The 20,927-nt window shown below is 35.5% G+C and carries 20 protein-coding genes; 11 read left to right on the plus strand and 9 right to left on the minus strand.

Going from position 1 to position 20,927, the window contains the following annotated elements; genetic code table 11:
- Positions 1-74: 74 nt before the first annotated feature.
- Positions 75-1,922, plus strand: coding sequence for a hypothetical protein (locus AB8P06_RS15225; protein ID WP_369843026.1), 1,848 nt, complete (start codon positions 75-77; stop codon positions 1,920-1,922).
- Between the two features lie 124 nt (positions 1,923-2,046).
- Positions 2,047-2,874 (plus strand): N-acetylmuramidase domain-containing protein, encoded by an 828-nt coding sequence (locus tag AB8P06_RS15230; protein ID WP_369843028.1) that lies wholly within the window; start codon positions 2,047-2,049, stop codon positions 2,872-2,874.
- Between the two features lie 181 nt (positions 2,875-3,055).
- Here AB8P06_RS15230 and AB8P06_RS15235 read toward each other — a convergent pair whose 3' ends face one another.
- On the minus strand, positions 3,056-4,342 hold the full coding sequence (locus AB8P06_RS15235) for an adenylosuccinate synthase (RefSeq protein ID WP_369843030.1): 1,287 nt from the start codon (positions 4,340-4,342) through the stop codon (positions 3,056-3,058).
- 206 nt (positions 4,343-4,548) lie between these two features.
- On the opposite strand from AB8P06_RS15235, the gene AB8P06_RS15240 reads away from it, so the two are divergent.
- Together AB8P06_RS15240 and AB8P06_RS15245 are read left to right on the plus strand one after the other, a co-directional pair.
- Positions 4,549-4,800, plus strand: a complete 252-nt coding sequence (locus AB8P06_RS15240) for a type II toxin-antitoxin system ParD family antitoxin (protein ID WP_369843031.1) — start codon at positions 4,549-4,551, stop codon at positions 4,798-4,800.
- Positions 4,797-5,096 (plus strand): type II toxin-antitoxin system RelE/ParE family toxin, encoded by a 300-nt coding sequence (locus tag AB8P06_RS15245; RefSeq protein WP_369843033.1) that lies wholly within the window; start codon positions 4,797-4,799, stop codon positions 5,094-5,096. The genes AB8P06_RS15240 and AB8P06_RS15245 overlap by 4 nt, the downstream gene beginning before the upstream one ends.
- Before the next feature lie 50 nt (positions 5,097-5,146).
- Here AB8P06_RS15245 and AB8P06_RS15250 read toward each other — a convergent pair whose 3' ends face one another.
- The gene (locus AB8P06_RS15250) at positions 5,147-6,736 is read right to left on the minus strand and encodes an ABC-F family ATP-binding cassette domain-containing protein (protein ID WP_369843035.1); all 1,590 of its coding nucleotides are present in this window, start codon (positions 6,734-6,736) and stop codon (positions 5,147-5,149) included.
- Between the two features lie 247 nt (positions 6,737-6,983).
- Here AB8P06_RS15250 and AB8P06_RS15255 point away from each other — a divergent pair, with 247 nt between their 5' ends.
- From AB8P06_RS15255 to AB8P06_RS15285, 7 genes are all read left to right on the plus strand, one after another.
- Entirely contained in the window at positions 6,984-7,520 is a 537-nt protein-coding gene (locus AB8P06_RS15255) for an AAA family ATPase (RefSeq protein ID WP_369843037.1), read from the plus strand.
- Positions 7,521-7,701: 181 nt separating this feature from the next.
- On the plus strand, positions 7,702-8,256 hold the full coding sequence (locus AB8P06_RS15260; protein ID WP_369843038.1) for a phosphoribosyltransferase: 555 nt from the start codon (positions 7,702-7,704) through the stop codon (positions 8,254-8,256).
- 43 nt (positions 8,257-8,299) lie between these two features.
- Positions 8,300-8,878 (plus strand): adenylate kinase, encoded by a 579-nt coding sequence (locus AB8P06_RS15265; protein ID WP_369843040.1) that lies wholly within the window; start codon positions 8,300-8,302, stop codon positions 8,876-8,878.
- A gap of 78 nt (positions 8,879-8,956) precedes the next feature.
- The gene (obgE, locus tag AB8P06_RS15270; protein ID WP_369843042.1) at positions 8,957-9,940 is read left to right on the plus strand and encodes a GTPase ObgE; all 984 of its coding nucleotides are present in this window, start codon (positions 8,957-8,959) and stop codon (positions 9,938-9,940) included.
- Positions 9,933-10,958 carry a DUF6438 domain-containing protein gene (locus tag AB8P06_RS15275; RefSeq protein WP_369843044.1) on the plus strand — a complete coding sequence of 342 codons (1,026 nt, stop codon included), beginning with the start codon at positions 9,933-9,935 and terminating at the stop codon, positions 10,956-10,958. The genes obgE and AB8P06_RS15275 overlap by 8 nt, the downstream gene beginning before the upstream one ends.
- Before the next feature lie 89 nt (positions 10,959-11,047).
- Positions 11,048-11,524 (plus strand): DUF6438 domain-containing protein, encoded by a 477-nt coding sequence (locus AB8P06_RS15280; protein ID WP_369843046.1) that lies wholly within the window; start codon positions 11,048-11,050, stop codon positions 11,522-11,524.
- Positions 11,525-11,687: 163 nt separating this feature from the next.
- Positions 11,688-12,962: a DEAD/DEAH box helicase gene (locus tag AB8P06_RS15285; protein ID WP_369843048.1), complete on the plus strand. Its 1,275-nt coding sequence runs from the start codon at positions 11,688-11,690 to the stop codon at positions 12,960-12,962.
- Between the two features lie 106 nt (positions 12,963-13,068).
- Here AB8P06_RS15285 and AB8P06_RS15290 read toward each other — a convergent pair whose 3' ends face one another.
- From AB8P06_RS15290 to AB8P06_RS15320, 7 genes are all read right to left on the minus strand, one after another.
- Positions 13,069-14,223 (minus strand): hypothetical protein, encoded by a 1,155-nt coding sequence (locus AB8P06_RS15290; protein WP_369843049.1) that lies wholly within the window; start codon positions 14,221-14,223, stop codon positions 13,069-13,071.
- Between the two features lie 20 nt (positions 14,224-14,243).
- Positions 14,244-15,011, minus strand: a complete 768-nt coding sequence (locus tag AB8P06_RS15295; RefSeq protein ID WP_369843050.1) for a TatD family hydrolase — start codon at positions 15,009-15,011, stop codon at positions 14,244-14,246.
- Between the two features lie 5 nt (positions 15,012-15,016).
- Entirely contained in the window at positions 15,017-15,970 is a 954-nt protein-coding gene (locus AB8P06_RS15300; protein ID WP_369843051.1) for a GSCFA domain-containing protein, read from the minus strand.
- An 84-nt stretch (positions 15,971-16,054) separates the two neighbouring features.
- Positions 16,055-17,026: a polyprenyl synthetase family protein gene (locus tag AB8P06_RS15305; RefSeq protein ID WP_369843052.1), complete on the minus strand. Its 972-nt coding sequence runs from the start codon at positions 17,024-17,026 to the stop codon at positions 16,055-16,057.
- 103 nt (positions 17,027-17,129) lie between these two features.
- The gene (locus AB8P06_RS15310) at positions 17,130-18,272 is read right to left on the minus strand and encodes an inorganic phosphate transporter (protein ID WP_369843054.1); all 1,143 of its coding nucleotides are present in this window, start codon (positions 18,270-18,272) and stop codon (positions 17,130-17,132) included.
- 15 nt (positions 18,273-18,287) lie between these two features.
- The gene (locus AB8P06_RS15315) at positions 18,288-18,926 is read right to left on the minus strand and encodes a DUF47 domain-containing protein (protein WP_369843056.1); all 639 of its coding nucleotides are present in this window, start codon (positions 18,924-18,926) and stop codon (positions 18,288-18,290) included.
- Between the two features lie 151 nt (positions 18,927-19,077).
- Positions 19,078-20,781, minus strand: coding sequence for a DEAD/DEAH box helicase (locus AB8P06_RS15320; protein WP_369843057.1), 1,704 nt, complete (start codon positions 20,779-20,781; stop codon positions 19,078-19,080).
- Positions 20,782-20,927: the final 146 nt, after the last annotated feature.

Consider the following 20,927-nt stretch of genomic DNA (forward strand, 5'->3'; position numbering starts at 1 on the left):
AGAGTAACCGGCAGAAGTTTCTTTTCTGTCGGTTATTTAAACTTTAACCCCTTCCTAAAAACAAAACTACCGCCATGAAATATTTTATTGCCGTTTACCAGAAGCTTAGAAATAAATATATGTCTCAAAGCTCGATGGAAAATGATTTACCGATGATTTGCCCTTCGCTCAGAATATATGAAAATGAAGACCTGGAGCTGTTAAAACCCCAAAGCCTGCTTAATGATGACCAGAAGAAAGCACTTTCCATCATTAAAAAGCAAAACATGGCTTATGAGCTTAACTCTGTTCCCATTTCTTCTGATTTCTGGGATCTGAATCCCAATAATTCCCTGTTTGATATTTACAGGGATATCCTTGACAAAAATAATTTAAAAAACCTTGAAGAGAATTTAGATAAAGTTCTGGCAATTAAAAGTACTGTTCTGTTTGATGCTAAAAACAGTGACACCAAAGAATTTAAAGCATATAAAAAATACAGAACGATCTATGAGGAAGCTGTTAATAAAGTTACCACTCACCTTGAACTATTTGACGGTCTGGATACGGATGAAGAAAAAAACAACTGGAACGACCAGTTAATCAGTGTTAATAAACTGAAAGAGCTCGCTTTCTCCGAATGGAAAGTAAAAGGCAATAAAGACTTTATTGACAGCGAACTGGCAAAAATCAATAAAGCATCTGATGCAGATCTGTATTTAGCCATGGCTCAAAATGCAAAAAATACTTTTGATGCCGCAGAAAAAACGGATGTGATCAGTAACGCATCCATTCATGATATTAATTTCATTCCTTATGATTTTATGGAGAATGAATCGGGATGGAATAATATGAGAATTGAAAAATCCGAGCTTGACAGTTTATTTCAGGAAGCCAAGAGTTCCAATGAAAATCTGCCTTCGGAAATTCTTTCCATTGATTATGACGAAAGCATCATTCAGGCTGTAGAACTCGATTATTCTTTTGTCCATCTTAAGAGAAGCTGGTTTAATAAAAACTTTATGATGTCTGATCTTTTTGAATGGAATGAGTCTAAAAAAATCTCCGACGGACAAACGATTTCGAATGATTTTAAACTTCCGGCATTTCCTAAAACAATGATCCTGATCAAAAACCTCAAAATAATTCTGGATCCGTCGATCACGAATGATACGGTTAACAATCCTGACCAGCTCATCTATTTCGGACCATTAATTATGAAGCAACAGCTTTTTGTAAATAAAAGCAATAATCAGAAGTTTCTTAAGGCGATCACGAATGTTAAGACTATAAAATCTGACCAATTAAATACTTTAACGAAGAAAACGATTACTGCAGAAGCTGCTGTAAAAATACCTGTCACTGATTTTGTTGCAAAGCCGGCCGCAGAACCGGTAACTGAAGCCGCAAAAGTAAATGCAACTCCTGTTTTTAATAACAAAATGAATATGAATATTTTAAACAGCATAAGGAATTTAAGACCTTATAACCCAGTGATTCCACCTCCTCAACCTGTACAGCCAGTAAAACCTGTTACCCCTGTAGTCACAGGACCTATAAAAATTCCCGGGATTTTTATTCCGATAAAATATCCGGTTCCTACACCTTCTGCCGGAGCAAACGTACAGTTCAAAGTTTTTGATAAAATCAATAATGACCCTATTTACAAATGTGCTATTTCGATTAAAGGAACGAACAACAGCCGGATTTATGAGATCGAAACGAATGAGATCGGAATAATCAACCAAATTATTCCGGACGGAGAATACAATATTGAACTGAGGATTGATGATTACGCTGTTTTAAATCAAAACTTCAGCATAACCAACAGCAATCCAATGACTTTGGAATATAAACTTCAAAGAGAGGAAGTGAAATTCAAATCATTCTTTCTGATCGGAATGATCTGTGAGAGAATGCCTAAAATACCTATGAACCAATAATTTTTGTAAAAAGTACGATGTATTAATGATTTAAGAAGTAAGAAATTAATATGAAAAAATATTTTAAACTCCTATGATCGAATCATAATTCATAACTCTTAACTTATAACTAAAACTAATTACCATGAAACTTTTAAAATACTACACCAAAGCACCGGAAGTTCTTACGCTTTGTGAGATACTTTACAAATTAGGATACAACATTAAAATTTCGGATTCATTCAATCTGGAAGTTGATGCAGCCGTAAAAGATTTTCAGAGGAAAAATTCTCTGGTCGTAGACGGCATTGTAGGAATGAAAACCTGGACCGTATTGTTACAGAAAAATTCAGCTCCGATAAATACTGCCGATAAATTCTTAAAAGAAAGCGATCTGATTACTTTTGCAGATCAATACAGACTGGAACTGGCAGCCGTAAAAGCCGTCAACGAAATTGAAAGCAGTGGAAAAGGCTTCCTGATCAACAACAAACCTAAAATTCTTTTTGAAGGACATATTTTCTGGAACGAACTCAGAAAGAGAGGAATTGATCCGAACACCTATTACAACGCTTCGAGTAAGGATATTTTATACCCGAAATGGGCCAAGATTTATTATCAGGGTGGTGTGAAAGAATATGACCGGTTAAATGAAGCCATCGGACTGGGAAGTAATCCGACATTCAAAGATGCTGCATTATCTTCCGCTTCCTGGGGAAGTTTCCAGATCATGGGTTTTCATGCGAAGAGCCTGGATTATACTGATGTGAATGATTTTGTTTCCAAAATGGAGATTAATGAAGGGGAACATTTGAAAGCATTCGGGAAATTCCTGGAGAAAAACGGGCTTTTGATTCACTTGAGGAATAAAAACTGGGCGAATTTTGCGAAAGGATATAATGGCGGAGGTTATAAGCTTAATAAGTATGATGAAAAACTGGCAAAGACTTATGCGAAATATTCCAGGAATTGATTTTATTCAATGTATTATTTGTGAAAATTTACGAATATGTGTAATGAATGATTTCTCAATACTTAGAAGAGATTGCTTCGTCGCTTTACTTCTCGCAATGACAGGATGGAAGTGAATTACTATAAAAAAAACCGTCAATTTTTTTTGACGGTCTTTCTATTTTATTTGATTATCTAATTTCTTAGAATAATTCTTTTCTGATGATATTCTGGCTTCTTTCAGGGCCTACAGAAACCAAATACACGTTGATTCCTAAATACTGCTCGATAAACTCGATGTATTTCTGAGCATTATCAGGAAGTTCGTCGTAGCTTCTTACTTTGGTAAGATCTTCGTTCCAGCCCGGTAAATCCTGGTAGATCGGCTCGTAGTTGTATAATTTCTCTGTTGAAGAAGTGAAATAATCGATGATTTTTCCGTCTTCGGTTTTGTAATGGGTAACAATCTTCAGGTTTTCAATTCCTGTAAGAACGTCAAGTTTAGTGATCACAAGATTATTGATCCCATTGATCATACAAGCATGCTTTAAAGAAACAAGGTCTAACCAACCTGTTCTTCTCGGTCTTCCTGTTGTAGCTCCGAATTCATGACCAACCTGTCTGATCTTTTCACCTAATTCGTTATCCAGTTCGGAAGGGAAAGGTCCGTTTCCTACTCTTGTACAGTATGCTTTAGCAACCCCGATCAGGTTTTGAAGTGAAGTCGGTGGAACTCCTGCTCCTGAACAAACTCCTCCTGTAGACGGAGAAGATGAAGTTACGTACGGATATGTTCCAAAGTCGATATCAAGCATTAAAGCCTGAGCCCCTTCAAACAATACATTTTTTCCTTCGTGGATGGCTTCGTTCAGTTCAAGCTCAGTATCTACGATTCTGTCCTGAAGCTGTTTTCCGATCTCTAAAAATTCGTTATAAATTTCTTCAACATCTAACGTCGGCTTTCCGTAATATTTTTCAAAAAGAGAATTTTTAACTTTTAGGTTTTTCTCGATTTTATCTCTTAAAATTTCCGGGTTCAAAAGATCTACCATTCTGATTCCCACTCTTGCGATTTTATCTTCGTAGCAAGGTCCGATTCCTTTTTTGGTCGTTCCGATCTGAGTACCGCCGTGCTCTTCTTCACGGTAAGTATCCAAAAGAATGTGGTAAGGCATGATCACATGCGCTCTTCTGCTGATAAAAATGTGGTCAGTTCTTAAGCCTTTGCTTTCGATCTGGCCAACCTCCTTAATGAAAGATTTAGGGTTTACCACTACTCCGTTTGCAATGATACATTTCCCTTTGCACTGTAGAACTCCTGAAGGAAGAAGGTGTAAAACAAATTTCTCATCACCCACATACACGGTGTGACCTGCGTTATCACCGCCCTGAAAACGTACAACGTAATCTGATTTTGCCGATAAAACATCTGTGATTTTTCCTTTACCTTCATCTCCATACTGAAGACCTACAACTACGTAAGTTGACATATTTTACTTTTATTTTAGATTCATGCAAAATTACTTTTAAAAAATTGGGTGCGCAAATTTGAAAGGAATTTTATTTTTGGATGGGGTGGAAATCATGTGGTTGAATAACTATATTTATAATGTTAAAATAGAATTTATTGAAAAAATTCATGAATCCAATTCAAACAAATACCAATTATTGGTATCTTTGATTTAAAATTAAAATAATGGCAAAAAACACATCCATACTATTAGGTGATTATTTCGATAATTTTATCAATCAACAGATCAAATCAGGGAAATTCTCAACTGCAAGTGAAGTTGTGAGAGCTGCTTTGCGAATGTTTGAATACGAAGAATCTAAAAAATCAGAATTAATTAATGAATTAAAAAAAGGTGAAAAATCAGGATTTGTTGAGAATTTTGACCGTAAAGAATTTCTGAAAAATCTTCATCAAAAACATTCCGCTGAGTTATGAATTACAAAATCAGTAAGGAAGCATCCAATGATTTAGAAAAAATATGGTTGTATACTTCTGAAACCTGGTCGAAAGAACAAGCAGACCATTATTTTGATTTACTTATGGATGAAATTGAATATTTATCCGAAAATCCAAAATCAGGAAAAGATTACAACGAAATCAGAAAAGGATATTTTCGTTCAAGGGTAAAATCACATTTCATCTTTTACAAAATCAATATTAAAAATGAAGAAATTGAAATTATTAGAATTCTTCATCAACAAATGGATATTTCATCGAGATTGGATGGATAAAATCAAACCTCATATGTTTTAAAAACGTATGAGGTTTATATCAATATTAATTATTCCAACAAAATCTCACTTATTACCTCAATCTCCTCCAAAAACACTGCATCATGCGAAATCACCACCAGCGTCCCATGATAATCCTTAATAGAATCCGTGAGAATTTCCACATTTTGAAGATCTAAATTATTTGTCGGCTCATCAAGAATGATCATATCCGGAGCTTTATTGCTGATTGAAAGTCCGCACAGAAGAAGCCGCAGACGTTCTCCTCCACTCAGCACTTCACATTTTTTATCCCAGGTTTCTTTTCCGAATAAAAATCTTGACAATAAAGTTTTCACTTCAGATTCCTGCAAGGCATTATCGTTAAACTGCTGGGCAAAATCATAAACCGTTGAATCCTTATCAATCAGAGAATATTCCTGATCAATATAAACAGAATTAAAATCTGACTTTGTAATATGACCAACCGATGGCTCCAAATCTCCCAGCAATAGCCTGATCAATGTCGTTTTTCCGGAGCCGTTTGAACCTTTGACAGAAACCCTGTCACCACTTCTGATTTCAAGATTGAGGTTTTCTTTCCAGAGATTGTCTTCACCATATTTAAAATTGATGTCTTCCGCTGAAACCAGATTCTTCCCGGAATGCAAATTGGAATCATCAAAATTCACTTTCATCTGATCTGAGTTTTTCAATGATGAACGCAGATTACGCAGGTCTCCCGAAATATTACTGATCTTTTCAGCGTGAATATCCTTCAGTTTAGAAGAGTTTTTCTCAGCGTTGTTCCGAAGGGTGTTCATCATTATTTTCGCCACACCGGATTTCTCCTGCTTCCCTTTTCCTCTTGCATCGAGCTTCTGCTTTCTTTCAATCGTTTCACCTTCTTTTTCTTTGGCTTTTTTCAGGGCACGCTCTTTTGCATGAATATCGTTATTTAAAGCTTCAGTCTCGATTTCCTTTTGTTCAGCATAGAAATCATAATTCCCTCCATAAGTGGAAATTCCCTGATTACTCAATTCAAATATCATGTCTACAAGATTCAGTAAACTTCGGTCATGACTGACAATCACTACCGTTGAATTCGTCTTTTCAATAAGATCGTAAAGCAGTTTTCTTCCTTCCAGATCGAGATGATTGGTGGGCTCGTCCAACAGTATAATATCCGGCTGATTGATCTGGATTCCGGCAAGGAAGACTTTGGTTTTCTGGCCACCGCTTAAACTTTCCAGTTTTTGATTCAGATCTGAAACCTCAATGTTCCAGTATTCTAAAGCACTCTGACAGCGTTCTTCGATGTCCCAGTCGTCATTTAAGATTTCAAAATATTCTTCATCAACTTCCCCGTTCGTAATCTTCTGAAGCGCATTGATTTTCCGGTCTACTTTTAAACATTCCGCAATCGTTAAATGATTAAAGTTTCCAAACATCTGCGGAACGTAGTACAGGTCGCCCTGAATATTGATATTGCCGTTCAAAGGCTGAATTTCGCCTGCGATAAGCTTAAGCAAGGTAGATTTCCCAACGCCGTTGCTTCCGACCAAGGCTGATTTTGTATGAACAGGTATCGTTAAATTGATAGCATTAAAAAGGAGGTCTCTGTTTGGAAACCTGTAGGATATATTGTGTAAAAAAAGCATGATTTCTTTCTTAATAAGGTTAAACTTCAACAACCAGTTTGGTTATTGTATAATTAAATCTGAAAGAAATGATATCCTACATGCCCGTATTTTAGATTTTGTGAGTACAAAGATATAAAAAAGAAAAGAATTTGAATTTAGAGCAATTTTACCTTGGATCAAAACCATAAAATTTAAAAGTCCTGTAAACCGTTTCGCATCAAGTATTTTCAATATATTTGAATCTCCATTATAAAAAAACTGTTCAATGAAAATTCATATTTTTGGAGCATCAGGCTCGGGAGTTACCACTCTGGGAAAGGCACTATCTGAAAAGCTGAATATGGAATACTTCGACAGTGATGATTTCTTCTGGCTCAAAACAAAAGTCCCATTCACGGAAAGACAAGCACCCGAAACCCGGAATGCCACGCTTTTCCAAAAGCTTAATGCAACTACCAACTGGATTTTAGGAGGCTCAATCATTCATTGGGATGAAAACATTTTCCCGGAATTTGACCTGGTAATTTTTCTTTATCTGCCACAGGATATACGTTTGGAAAGATTAAAGAAGAGAGAAATTGAAAGGTACGGTGACGAAATCACTTTGAACCCTGAAAGAAAGGAGAAGTTTGAAAAATTTATAAATTGGGCCAGAGATTATGATGAAGATACAGGAATAGCCAAAAGAACTTTTAATGCACACCGTGACTGGCTGTCAAAAATCAGTTGTCCGGTCGTGGAAATCAATGGTGATTATGAAATTGACAAAAAAATTAAAATCATTTTAGATAAAATACAATAAAAAACAGAAGGCTTTACCTGTTCCTTATTCTCAAACCTGATATTCAAAATTAAATCGGAATGATCTGATGATCTTTAACAGAAATCATTAAAAATCTTTACGTTTTATAAGTTTATTCTTTATTTTTCACCTTTTTCCTTTTATCAAAAATCCGTAACTTTGCCAACTACTAAAAAATTTTATGGAAAGCATTCAAGTTCACGACAAAACTTTTGTCCCTTATTTAAAGGACGCCGAAATTCAGGAGATTGTAAAAGCAACAGCTTTAAAAATTTATGAAGATTACAAGGATGAAGTTCCTGTTTTCATTGGGGTTTTGAACGGAGTGATCATGTTCTTCTCAGACCTTTTAAAACATTATCCGGGAAAATGTGAGATTGCTTTCATTCAGATGAGTTCTTATTCAGGAACGGAATCAACAGGCATCGTTTACCAGAAAATGGAGCTTACAAAAGACGTAAAAGACCGTCACATCATCCTTGTGGAAGATATTGTAGATACGGGAAATACGGTTGAAAGCCTGTTTAAATATTTCACGGAAACACAACGTCCGAAGTCTGTAAAACTGGCTTCTTTCCTGCTAAAGCCTGAAGTTTACAAAAAAGATTTCAAGCTTGATTACATCGGAAAGGAAATTCCAAACAAATTTGTACTTGGTTATGGATTAGATTATGATGAATTGGGAAGAAACCTTCCGAATTTATATCAGTTAGAAGAAGGTAAAATCAACGAATAATTTCAAAACGAAATTTAATTTTAATAATATCTAATAAGTAAAAATGATAAACATTGTTCTGTTCGGCCCTCCAGGAAGTGGAAAAGGAACACAAGCCCAGAATTTAATCGAAAAATTTAATTTAAAGCAAATCTCAACAGGTGACCTTTTCAGATTCAATATGAAAAATGATACCGAGCTTGGAAAACTGGCTAAATCTTACATCGATAAAGGGGAATTGGTTCCGGATCAGGTAACAATAGATATGTTGGTAGACGAATTGAGAAAACCGACCGATGCTGCAGGATTTATTTTCGACGGTTATCCGAGAACAGCTGTTCAGACAGAAGCTCTGGAAAAAATCGTTAAAGATGAGCTGGATGATGAGATCGACATCTGCCTTTCATTAATTGTAGAAGATAAAATTTTGGTTGAAAGACTGCTGAAAAGAGGTGAAACCAGTGGTAGAACTGATGACAGCAATGTAGAAATCATTGAAAACAGAATTAAAGAATACTACGCAAAAACTGCAGAAGTAGCAGAATTATACAAGCAGCAGGGAAAATATGTAGAGGTAAACGGAGTTGGTGAGATCACTGAAATCTCCGAAAAACTTTTTGCTGAAGTAGAAAAAATAAAATAATTAATAGTTATGAGTAATGGGTCATAGGTTCATTTTTAAATTCATAACTCATAATTCATAACTCATAACATTTATTAAATGTCAAATTTTGTAGATTACGTAAAGATTCATTGTAAAAGCGGCCATGGCGGTGCAGGTTCTGCGCATCTTCGCCGTGAAAAGTATATTCCCAAAGGTGGACCTGACGGTGGAGACGGAGGACGTGGCGGACACGTTATCATGAAAGGAAATGCTCAGGAATGGACTTTACTTCCACTTCGTTATACCCGTCACGTAAAAGCAGAACGTGGGGAAAACGGAGGAAAAAACCAGCTAACAGGAGCTTACGGAGCCGATGTTTATATAGAAGTTCCGATCGGGACCATCGCTAAAAATGAAGAAGGTGAAATCATCGGTGAAATTTTGGAAGACGGTCAGGAAATCATCCTGATGGAAGGTGGAAAAGGAGGTTTAGGAAACGAACACTTCAAATCTTCTACCAACCAGACGCCACGCTATGCCCAACCGGGAATGGATGGCCAGGAAGGTTATGTGGTTTTCGAGCTTAAAATCCTGGCTGATGTAGGATTGGTAGGATTTCCGAATGCAGGAAAATCTACCCTTTTAGCTTCTGTTTCTGCAGCCAAACCAAAAATTGCGAATTACGCGTTTACCACTTTAACGCCTAATCTTGGAATTGTAGATTACAGAAATTACAAATCTTTTGTAATGGCTGATATTCCGGGAATTATTGAAGGAGCAGCGGAAGGAAAAGGTCTTGGTCACCGTTTCTTAAGACATATTGAAAGAAATTCAATTCTGTTATTCCTTATTCCTGCAGATTCTGAAGATCATTTCCAGGAATTTAAGATTCTGGAAAACGAATTGAAAGAGTACAATCCGGAGCTTTTGGATAAGGATTTTATCGTTTCCGTTTCAAAATCGGACCTTTTGGATGACGAGCTGAAGAAAGAAATCTCAGCCGAATTTCCGGAACACAGACGGCCTTTGTTTTTCTCCGGAGTTACAGGAGAAGGTCTTATGGAACTAAAAGATGCGATCTGGAAGAAGCTTCATGGCTAAGAAATTATTCTTCTTCATAACCATTTTTATCTGTCAGTTTTACTTTTCACAAAGTAAAGCTTTATCGAAAATTGATAATCTCGAAACTGAATCTGAGGTTCAGAATTTCATAAGGTCATGTTCGAAAAGTAAAGATGACTGGTTATCTGAATTCACTTTAAAAACCATTAAAAGTTTTGATGATAACAATTTATCTCAAATCATTAAAAAAGCAGCAGACAGTTTAGGTATTGATAAAAGCTTTTATAAAGGCGATTTTGATCATAACGGAAAAACGGACTTACTGTTTATCGGAGATGATAACAGCTGTCAGTCTTCTACCAAAAATAAAGACGGTTCCAATAGCTGTGATACGAGTGTAAAAGTGATTTTTGATATGGGAAATACTTACCTCATTAAAAATCTGAAACCCAATCATCATGATTTTGTGATCCCTGAAATACTCAAAATCGATGATAAAGATTATATTTCGGTAACCTTCGAAAACGATCTCATATTTGAAACTGAAGAAAAGCCCGTACAAAATACCACTACAAAAATTCTGACCTATCAGTTTGATGATTTCATAGAATACAATCCTGAACCGAAAAAATATTCTGTCGAAAAAATTGTATTCGGCACAACCGGATGTTTCGGGACATGCCCGGTTTTTACGCTTGAACTCAATAAAGATGGCAGTTCTGAATTTTTTGCAAAGATGTTCAACTTTACAAAATCCCTGGAAAAAACTTCCAGAAAAGCAATAAAAAAAGGGGAAGGAAAATTTTCCAGAGAGATCAAATCCGAGGATTTTGAAAAAATTGAAAATGTCCTCAACTATATTGATTTTCCCAATCTTGAGAATGATTATGTGGTCTCCTGGACAGACAATCAATCTTCCTCCCTCATCATAACATACAATAACGGACAAATTAAAAAGATCGAGGATTATGATCTTGTGGGAACCTATGGACTGAAAACATTGTATAAAATGTTATTCGATCTCAGATTTAACCAGGATTGGAAGAAAAAAGAGTAATCTTCGATTTGCAATTATAATGTATCGTTAACAATACAATCTCTTTTATTTGGAACAGTTCTTGAAAAAATTCTTTCAAAATAGAAACGATGAAACATTTGTTAAGCCTTATTGCATTGATCTTATTATTTTCATGCACTTCACAGAAAACAGGTTCAAAATATTCTAAAATTGAATACGAAGCCGGACCCTGTTTCGGTTTCTGTCCGATTTTCAAGTTAACGATCAATCCTGACAGAACAGCTGTTTTAGAGGCCGAACGTTTCAATTTTTCAAAAGACGATTCTTCAAAACCGCGTGAAGGGACTTTTAAAACAACCATCAAAGAAGCTGATTATAATAGACTGGTTTCTTTACTCGACGGATTGGATGTGAAAAGTTTGAAAAACAACTACGGAAGCCATAATATCACCGATCTTTCCACCTCCTATCTCAGAGTAAATTTTACAGACGGAACTTCAAAAAACATAGAAGATTACGGTAAAAACGGAAGTGAAAAGCTTGCAGAAATTTACCATTTTTTTGATGATTTAAAACACAATCAGCAGTGGATAAAAGTTAAATAATCCGTTTAAAATATTTTAACCTATCTTTGCAATATATTTCGCGGCATTCTCAGCCCTTTCAGTAATTAATTTTACTTAAAAATTCTGTTAATAATTTTAGCAGATCTGCTAAAAATGATGAAGCATACTGCTTCACCCGCATTATTTTTAATACACATATATTTTGTTATTTACAGACTTAAAAATTATCAAGCCCATCTTAGATGCGCTTCAAAAAGAAGGTTATGAAAAACCTACACCTATTCAGCAAAAAGCCATTCCTTCTATTTTAGAAAGAAAAGATGTCCTTGGAACCGCACAGACAGGTACAGGAAAAACGGCAGCATTTGCGATCCCTATTTTACAAAACCTTACGGAAAGACCATTACCGAAAAATAATCACATAAAAGCACTGATTCTTACGCCTACAAGAGAATTAGCAATTCAGATTGAAGAAAGCTTTAATGCATACGGAAGAAACCTGCCTTTAAAAAAGCTGGTGATCTTCGGTGGTGTAAAGCAAGGCTCTCAGGAAGCTGCTTTAAGAAAAGGAATTGATATCCTGGTAGCAACACCGGGAAGACTGCTCGATTTTATCGCACAGGGAATTATCAGTTTGAAAAACCTTGAGATTTTCGTACTTGACGAGGCCGACAGAATGCTCGACATGGGTTTTGTGCATGATGTAAAGAGAATTATCAAACTTCTGCCTCCAAGAAGACAAACGTTATTTTTCTCTGCAACCATGCCGACTGAAATTCAGAAGCTTGCTGATTCTATTCTGAATAATCCTGTAAAAGTAGAGGTAACTCCGGTTTCTTCAACAGCGGAAACCATTCAGCAATCGGTTTATTTTGTACAGAAAGAAGATAAACTGGGCTTGCTTACGCATATTTTAAAAAATCATATTTCCGAATCGGTCTTGGTTTTTTCAAGAACAAAGCACGGTGCTGATAAAATAGCAAGAACGATTCATAAAAGCGGTATCTCAGCTGAGGCTATCCACGGAAACAAATCTCAGAATGCCCGTCAGAATGCTTTGAATAACTTCAAATCCGGGAAAACAAGAGTTTTGGTGGCAACCGATATTGCCGCAAGAGGAATTGATATTGATGAATTAAAATTCGTTATCAATTATGAGCTATCGGATGTTTCTGAAACTTATGTACACAGGATCGGAAGAACCGGAAGAGCCGGTGCGGAAGGAACTTCCATCTCTTTTGTGGATGGACTGGACCTACTGAATTTAAGAAATACGGAAAAGCTAATCGGAAAGAAAATCCCTGTGGTAAAAGATCATCCGTTCCATACTGATAATCTGGTAGCCCAGAAAAGAGATTCAAACAACAAACCCGCTCAGCCAAGAGAGCCAAGAGCTGACAACAAACCTAAGCCAGCCAATAAAGCTGACATCGGTTTTAAAAAGCCTAAGAATAAAAGCTTTTTCAGAAAGAAATAATAAAAAAGAAGCCTTCTCAGTTTGAGAAGGCTTCTTTTTTAGGTTTTGGCTAAAGCCTATTCCATAGATTTATTTGTATTATATCAAAACAGTTTTTGCAATAGTTTTATTTGATATTTTTCACAGAAGTTCTTCCATATTCAATAACAAAAATATATCCTATAATAGTGAATGGCAGACAAGCAGCAAGATAAGTTGTTGAAAAAAAATTATTCTGATAACCATATCCGGCGACAAAGTATTGCTCTAAAACAAAACTTAGCATTGATAAAAAAATGATATGGGATGAAAAATAAAAAACATCACTGATTTTTTTAACATAAAAAGATGCAACAATGGCTAGCAAAATAAAAAAAAACATAATAAACTTATTGCTCTGGCCTTGTAAAAGTACAGGGTTATAGTGCAGGATATATTTAAAATCTTTTGCAGGTAAAAGAACTGTGGCTAACAAGATGCTTACTGAAAACATACAACCTAAACAAAACTTTATTTTAGAACTCAGGTTTGCTGTAAGAAAAGGACGGAGAAGAAAAATAATCAGTGAAATAATAACAATACTTCTTGTAAGACATAAAGCACCGATGCAAAGGCCCAACAGAAAAGGTTTTGCAAAATAATTCTCTTTAAATATGTTATGCCATAAGCTCAAAAATGAAGCGGTAATCAAAAATGAAGAAATAAAATCACTTTTACATACAACCTCATAAACAAAAGCTAAAGAAACACCTAATAAAAGTATGCCTTGGAGTCTCAAAAAATTATTTTTGAAGTTGTATAAAATACTGTATGAAAATAATAAAAAAGCTCCTACCTGAAAATAGCCTACATTCCCGAGCCAATAGAAAAGAACAGTTAAAAGCAGTTGACCAGGAAGATAAGAGGAAAAATTACCCATAAAATTAGGCGTATCATAAATATATTTTCCTTTAAGCCAATATTCTAATGAATATTCCAATGTCTGCCATCTGTCTATATTTAATTGATAAGGGTCGTTCAACAAGTGGCATAGGATAAGGTATAAAACTGTTATTACGCTAATAGCAAGATATACAGTTTTCACATTCAATCTATCAGTTAGTAGCCTATTATTTCTAAAGCAAAAAAAGCAAATATTCACAACAAAAAAAGCAAATACTAATAATTCGATCGGAATTATAGATTGCCGTATTCCATATTTTGTTAGAAATAAAAAGTTAATAATAAAATAAGTAAAAAATAACATCACTTCATTGAAGTTGATATTTTTTACAAGTTCCATTATATTTTTTAATGTCTGTATCATTTATTCACAAATATGTTTTTTGCATTTTCCGTTGTGATTCTATCAATTTCAGCAAAGTCTTTCTGATAGATATTCACGAGTTTTCCGGCAACAAGATCCAGATATGAACTTTCATTTCTCTTTCCTCTGTGCGGAACCGGAGCTAAATAAGGAGAATCGGTTTCCAGAACAATTTTATCTAATGGAATTTCATGCAGAAACTGATCTATTTTCCCGTTTTTAAAGGTGACTACCCCGCCGATTCCTAAAATAAAATTCAGATCGATAGCGTGCTTTGCCTGTTCAATATTTCCGGAAAAGCAATGGAAAATTCCACGGAGTTTGGGATGTTTCTTTCTTTCCAGAACTTCAAATGTTTCATCAAAGCTTTCTCTGGTATGAATTACAATCGGCAAATCTTTTTCAATTGCCCAGTCAATTTGCTGTTCAAAAGCTTTTACCTGAATATCCAGTGTGGTTTTATCCCAGTATAAATCAATCCCGATCTCACCGATGGCAGGAAAAGCTCTCTGATCAAGATAATTTTTCACAATGTCAAGCTCTTTTTCCCATGATTCCGGTTTTACATAGCAAGGATGTAAACCCATCATTGAAAAAATCTGGCCGGGATATTCTGTTTCCAGCTGAAGCATTTTTTCGTGGGACTCAGCATCAATCGCCGGGAGATAAAATTCTGTTATTCCTTTATCTAAAGCCCTTTGAATAGCTTCTTTTCTGTCTTCATCAAATTCTTCTGCGTATAAATGGGTATGTGTATCAATCATTGTTTTTAGGAGAATATTTTATGCTTTACTTTTTTACGCTGATCCTCTATCCTGAGATTAAGCTTCTCTTTAAACTCAATATATTTCGGATCTTTATCATCTTTTGTTTTATGCTCCAAAGCTTTACTGATCTTAAAATTTTCTTTAATAAAATCTTTAGTTTCTTCTGCAAAATAGGCTTCCCCGAATTTTTCAAAAATATAATGTACCGCCTGGTTATTCGGATGGATCATATCTTCTTTGTAAAACCGGTAATCACGCAAATCATCCATCACAATCTCATAAACCGGCAGATAATGACAGTTTTCAAAGAGGGAAATAGTTTCGTGAACGGCTGTGATCAGTTTAGATTTACTTAACTGGTTCTCAATCATTCCGTCTTTTGTGTGACGTACCGGAGAAACCGTAAATAAGATCTGAACATCGTCTTTACAGATATCTTTGAGATTCAAAATTGTATTGTAAATGGATTCTGTAATTTCCTGATGGCTTAAAAGCCTTTTCTCAAAATATTTCTGCGGAATCTTGTGACAGTTGGCCACCAGTTTTTTCTTCGGGATAAATTCATAGATAAATGAAGTTCCGTAGGTAATAATTACCCAGTTGGTATCCTGAAGAAAATGATTTCCGTTTTCTAATCCTGTATTGATTTTCTCTAAGGTCTGATGAATATACCTCGTATCAAACCGGGTATGGTGATCCAGAGAAATAAATTCATCATTAAAGGTAATTAAATCCTCTTCTGTATACAATTCTGAATCATGGAGCCTTTTTATCGCCTGATCAATCGAAAACGGGTTAAAAATCGTTCCAAACGGATTATTAATCGTCTGAAGCTGGCCTTCATGCAGCAGATCAGACATCTCGGAAGCAAAACAGGAACCTATTGAAAATATTTTATCTTCAATCCCGATCTTCTTTTCCGATATGCGGATATCTACTTCTGTCCTGAATTTCATATTTTATGAGTTAGATTAGGATTCAGAATTTAATTTCGACCAGGGAAAACCTGACTCCTAAGCCCTAAATCCTCTTACCCAAAATTAACTTTCTCTGCTCAAAAGGTAGTTTGCCAGTTCAGCAAAAGGTTTTTTCTTTTCTTCGGGAATATTGATTTTCTTAAGATAGCTTTGACCGATTTCGTTATGCTTTTCAATTAAACGCAACGCCTTTTCATCCACTTTGGTTCTTCTGAAAATTTTTTCTACTCCGTATACTTTATCAATATTGTCCGTCTTTTTAGAATACCAGTAATCCAGTTCTTTTCTTTCTTCGTCCGTTGCATGCTCTCTTGCCATCAGGTAAAGAACCGTTTTTTTATTTTCATAGATATCTCCGGCATGTTTTTTACCAAACTGAGCCTGATCTCCGAATACATCGAGATAATCATCCATAATCTGGAAGGCAATTCCGATATGTTTTCCGAAGTTGAAAATCGCTTTGGCATCTTTGAAGTTTGCTCTTGCGATCAAAGCTCCGATCTCAAAAGAGGAAGCACTTAATACCCCGGTTTTATAGGTAATCATTCTGATATAATCATCGAACGTTACTTTTTCCTGGGTTTCAAAATTGATGTCATATTGCTGGCCTTCGCATAAAAGAAGCCCGGTATGGGTAAAGATCCTGATACAGGCTTTGAATATTTCAGGTTCAAGATCTTCAAAAAATTTGTAAGCTTTCAGCATAAGTCCGTCTCCTGAAAGAATTCCTACGTTGATCCCGTGCAAAGTATGAATGGTAGGCTTATTTCTTCTTAAGGGAGCTTCATCCATAATATCATCATGGATCAGGGTAAAATTATGGAAGAATTCTATTGCTAAAGCAGGTTTGATCGCTTCTTTCATATCACCGCCAAATAAATCGCAGGCCATTAAAACCATAATCGGACGAAGACGTTTCCCGCCATGGGAAATAATGTAGTTCATCGGATCATATAATTCCGTGGGTTTGTCTTTAAAAGTGTATTTAGTAATGGCATCAGCAACGATCTGTTGGTACTTGTCTAAAAATTCCATAAAATCCTATAATTTCAACAAAAATACAATTTTTCAGGGCTTTATAAAACAAAAAACTTTGCCCATTTGGACAAAGTTTGGTATTGTTATTTTAATTTCTGTTCTAAGAAAATAAAGTTACTAAAAGATAAGTAATTCCCGCAACAATAGCTGAAATAGGAATTGTAAGTACCCACGCCCAAAGTAAGCTTACCGTAATTCCCCATCTTACTGCAGAAACTCTTTTCGTTAAACCAACCCCGATAATAGAACCTGTAATCGTGTGTGTTGTAGATACAGGAATACCAAAATGATCGGTAATAAATAAAGTAATGGCTCCTGCTGTTTCTGCGCTCACCCCTTCTAGTGGAGTAACTTTGGTAATTTTGGTTCCCATTGTCTTGATGATCTTCCATCCGCCGCTCATCGTTCCTAGACCAATGGCAAGGAATGACACTAAAGGCACCCAAAGATAATGCTGGGCAAAGTAATCAAAACGTCCTGCAGAAGGAATATTAAGATAAACCGGGTCATGAAGGATTTCCACGTGATAATAAATCAATGCTGCTCCAATAATACCCATAACTTTCTGGGCATCATTCAAACCGTGTCCTAAACTGAATAATGCTGAAGACGCCAGCTGCAATCTTTTGAATGATTGATCTGCTTTATGTGGATTTGATTTTTTGTAAAGATGAACAATAATTAAGGTAATGATAATTGAGATCACCATTCCTATAATCGGTGCCATGAAAATGAACAGGAAGATAGGAATTACCTTATCAAACTTCACTACACTTTGCGTGGTCACCTGATGAAAGGCGTTCTTAAAGGTATCTATAAAACCTAATCCGGGTTGTGCAACTGCCACATCATGATAATCCATCATAAAAGCATGCATTAATGCTGCCCCCAGAAAGCCTCCAATTAAGGTATGTGACGATGATGAAGGAATACCAAACCACCATGTTAAAAGATTCCAGGCAATTGCAGCTACAAGACCTGAAAATATAACTTCAAGGGTGATAAAATTTTCATTGACTGTCTTGGCAATTGTATTACCAATTTTAAATTCTCCAATAATATAAGCTGCAATAAAGAAGGCTGCAAAATTCCAAAGAGCCGCCCAAAGTACGGCCTGAAAAGGAGTTAAAACCTTTGTAGAAACAATTGTCGCAATTGAGTTGGCTGCATCATGAAAGCCATTGATATAATCGAAGATTAAAGCTAAAGCAATAATAACCGTAAGTAAAATCGGAAACTCCATTTTTTGTTATCTTGTTTATGCGTATTTAATCATGATGTTCTCAATAGTATTGGCAACATCTTCTGCTTTGTCTGTTACTATTTCAAGATAATTAAGTACCGATGAAATTTTGATAATATTGATAGCATCGTTTGTTTCAAACAATTCTACCATTGAATTGGATAGCAGGTCGTCTGCAATATTTTCAATAGAATTTACCTTAATACAAGCTTCTTTTACCTGCTCCATATTTTTAAACCCTTTCAGGTTTTTCATTGCATTCTGGATTTCAAGACATGCTTTGTGGATCAATAAAGAAAAGTCTGCATATGCCTTCATTAAAGGCGATTTATATAGGAAAATATATTTTGTAGAAGCATAGATATAATCAGCAATATCATCTAAACCTGTTGCCAATGTATGAATATCTTCACGATCAAAAGGAGTGATGAAGTTTTTCCCAAGTTCTATGAAGATCTCGTGGGTAAGTTCATCATTTTTATGCTCATAGTCGCTCATTTTCTTTAACATTGTATCATCATTAAGATCGAAATCCTTGATTCCGTTGTTAAAGTCCTCAGACATTGCAACTAGGTTCTCAGTTACTTTTTCGAAAAGCACGAAGAAGATTTTATCCTTTGGTTGAAAAGCGTGGAAAATATTACCAATTCCCATTTTTAAGTATTTATAATTTGAGTGCAAATTTCCTAAAAAAGGACCTTACCTGAAACTATCTGACATTAAGTTTTGTTAACATTACGTTAGCACTTGATTATCAAACAAAAAAACCGGCTGTAGTGCCGGTTTAATATTGTTAGGAATAAGATTAATTTGCTTCTTCAGCTCTCATATCTTTACCTCTGAATTTCATTGATGAAATGTTATTTAAAAGCTCTCCTTTAAATGATTTTTCAATTTCAAAGAATGAGAATTTCTCTAAAATTTCAATATCCCCAATTTCGGCTCTTTTTTTACCGCCTCCAACGGCTGTAGCTTTATTAATAATATCTAAAACATCAAGCTTTTTCAACTGGTCTTTTTTACCAAGATTGAAGAAAAACCTTACCATGTTTTCATTCTTTCTTCTGGGTTTTCCACCACGGTCTCTTCCTCTGCTGTCTCCTCTCTCACCACGATCACGGTCTCTACTACTTCTGTCTCTGTCACGTCCTCTGTCTCTTCTTGAGTAATCGTCATCTCTGCTGTTGAATTTCTGCTCGGCAAGATCATGTTTATCTTTGTAGTACAACGCAAGATCCTTTAACTGGAATTGCAATAACTGATGTACAAGCTCTTCTTTTGTGAAGTTACTTAAGTCCGGGATTAATTTATCATCAAATGTAAATATATCTTCGTGCTCTGTAAACAATTTCTCGAAAACCCCTCCTACCTGAGCTTTGATAATCTCATCTCCTGTCGGAATTATTTTTTCGTTGATATCGATTTTAGTTGCAGATTTGATCTGTTTCAGCTTTCTGCTTTCTTCCGGCTTTATTAATGCCATTGAAATTCCGTCTTTTCCGGCTCTACCTGTTCTTCCGCTTCTGTGTACGAATACTTCCGGATCATCCGGTAAAGAATAATGAATAACGTGAGTCAGGGAATTTACATCCAGTCCTCTGGCCGCTACATCTGTTGCTACCAGAATATCGATGTTCTTCAATCTGAATTTTTTCATTACGGTATCTCTCTGCGCCTGAGAAAGATCTCCGTGAAGGGCATCAGCTGCGTATCCGTTTTGCATTAAGAAATCAGCAACCTCCTGAGTTTCCATTCTTGTTCTGCAGAAAATAATGGAATACTGGTTCGGGTTGGCATCAATTAATCTTTTAAGCGCTTCTTTTTTCTGACGGTATCCTACAACGTAATATTCGTGAGTAATGTTCTTTTTAACCTCGTTAATAGAACCTACCGAAATACGGTGTGGCTTTGTAAGATAATTTTTAGAAATTCTTTCCACCTCTTTATTCATCGTTGCCGAGAATAAGAAGGTTTGCTTTGTTTCAGGCGTTTCGCTCAAAATTGTTTCCAATTCGTCTTTGAAACCCATTGAAAGCATTTCATCGGCCTCGTCTAAAACCAGCCAGTGAATCGCAGAAAAATCAAGAGCTTTTCTGTTGATAAGGTCGATTACTCTTCCCGGAGTACCTACAATAATCTGAGGCTTATCCTTCAGAGATCGGATTTGTTCCATAATACTACTTCCACCATAAACCGCAGTAGTTTTGATGTCTTTCATGTATTTAGAATAATTTTTTATGTCTTTTGCAATCTGAAGACATAATTCTCGTGTCGGACAAAGCACCAAAAGTTGGATTTTGCGACTCGTATCGTCAATCATATCCAAAATCGGAAGCGAAAACGCTGCTGTTTTGCCTGTCCCTGTCTGCGCAAGTGCGATAAGATCGCGTATATCTGAAAGAATAAAAGGGATAGTCTGTTTTTGGATTTCTGTCGGGCTTTCATAACCCATTTCGCCAATTGCCTTAAGGATGTCAGGACTTAAATTGGTCTCCGTAAATAAATTCATTAAATATTTTAAAATTTTTGCAAAGATACAATTATTATTTGACTTTTTTTTGAATAAAGTGTTAAATAACTAAACTTAATTTCAGAATCCTTTAATATTTTTTTGATTTTTAAAAAATTAAATGCAAAAAAAAGCCTCTAAAATTA

Origin of the sequence: Chryseobacterium tongliaonense (assembly GCF_041224435.1) — a bacterium.
Lineage (GTDB): Bacteria > Bacteroidota > Bacteroidia > Flavobacteriales > Weeksellaceae > Chryseobacterium > Chryseobacterium tongliaoense.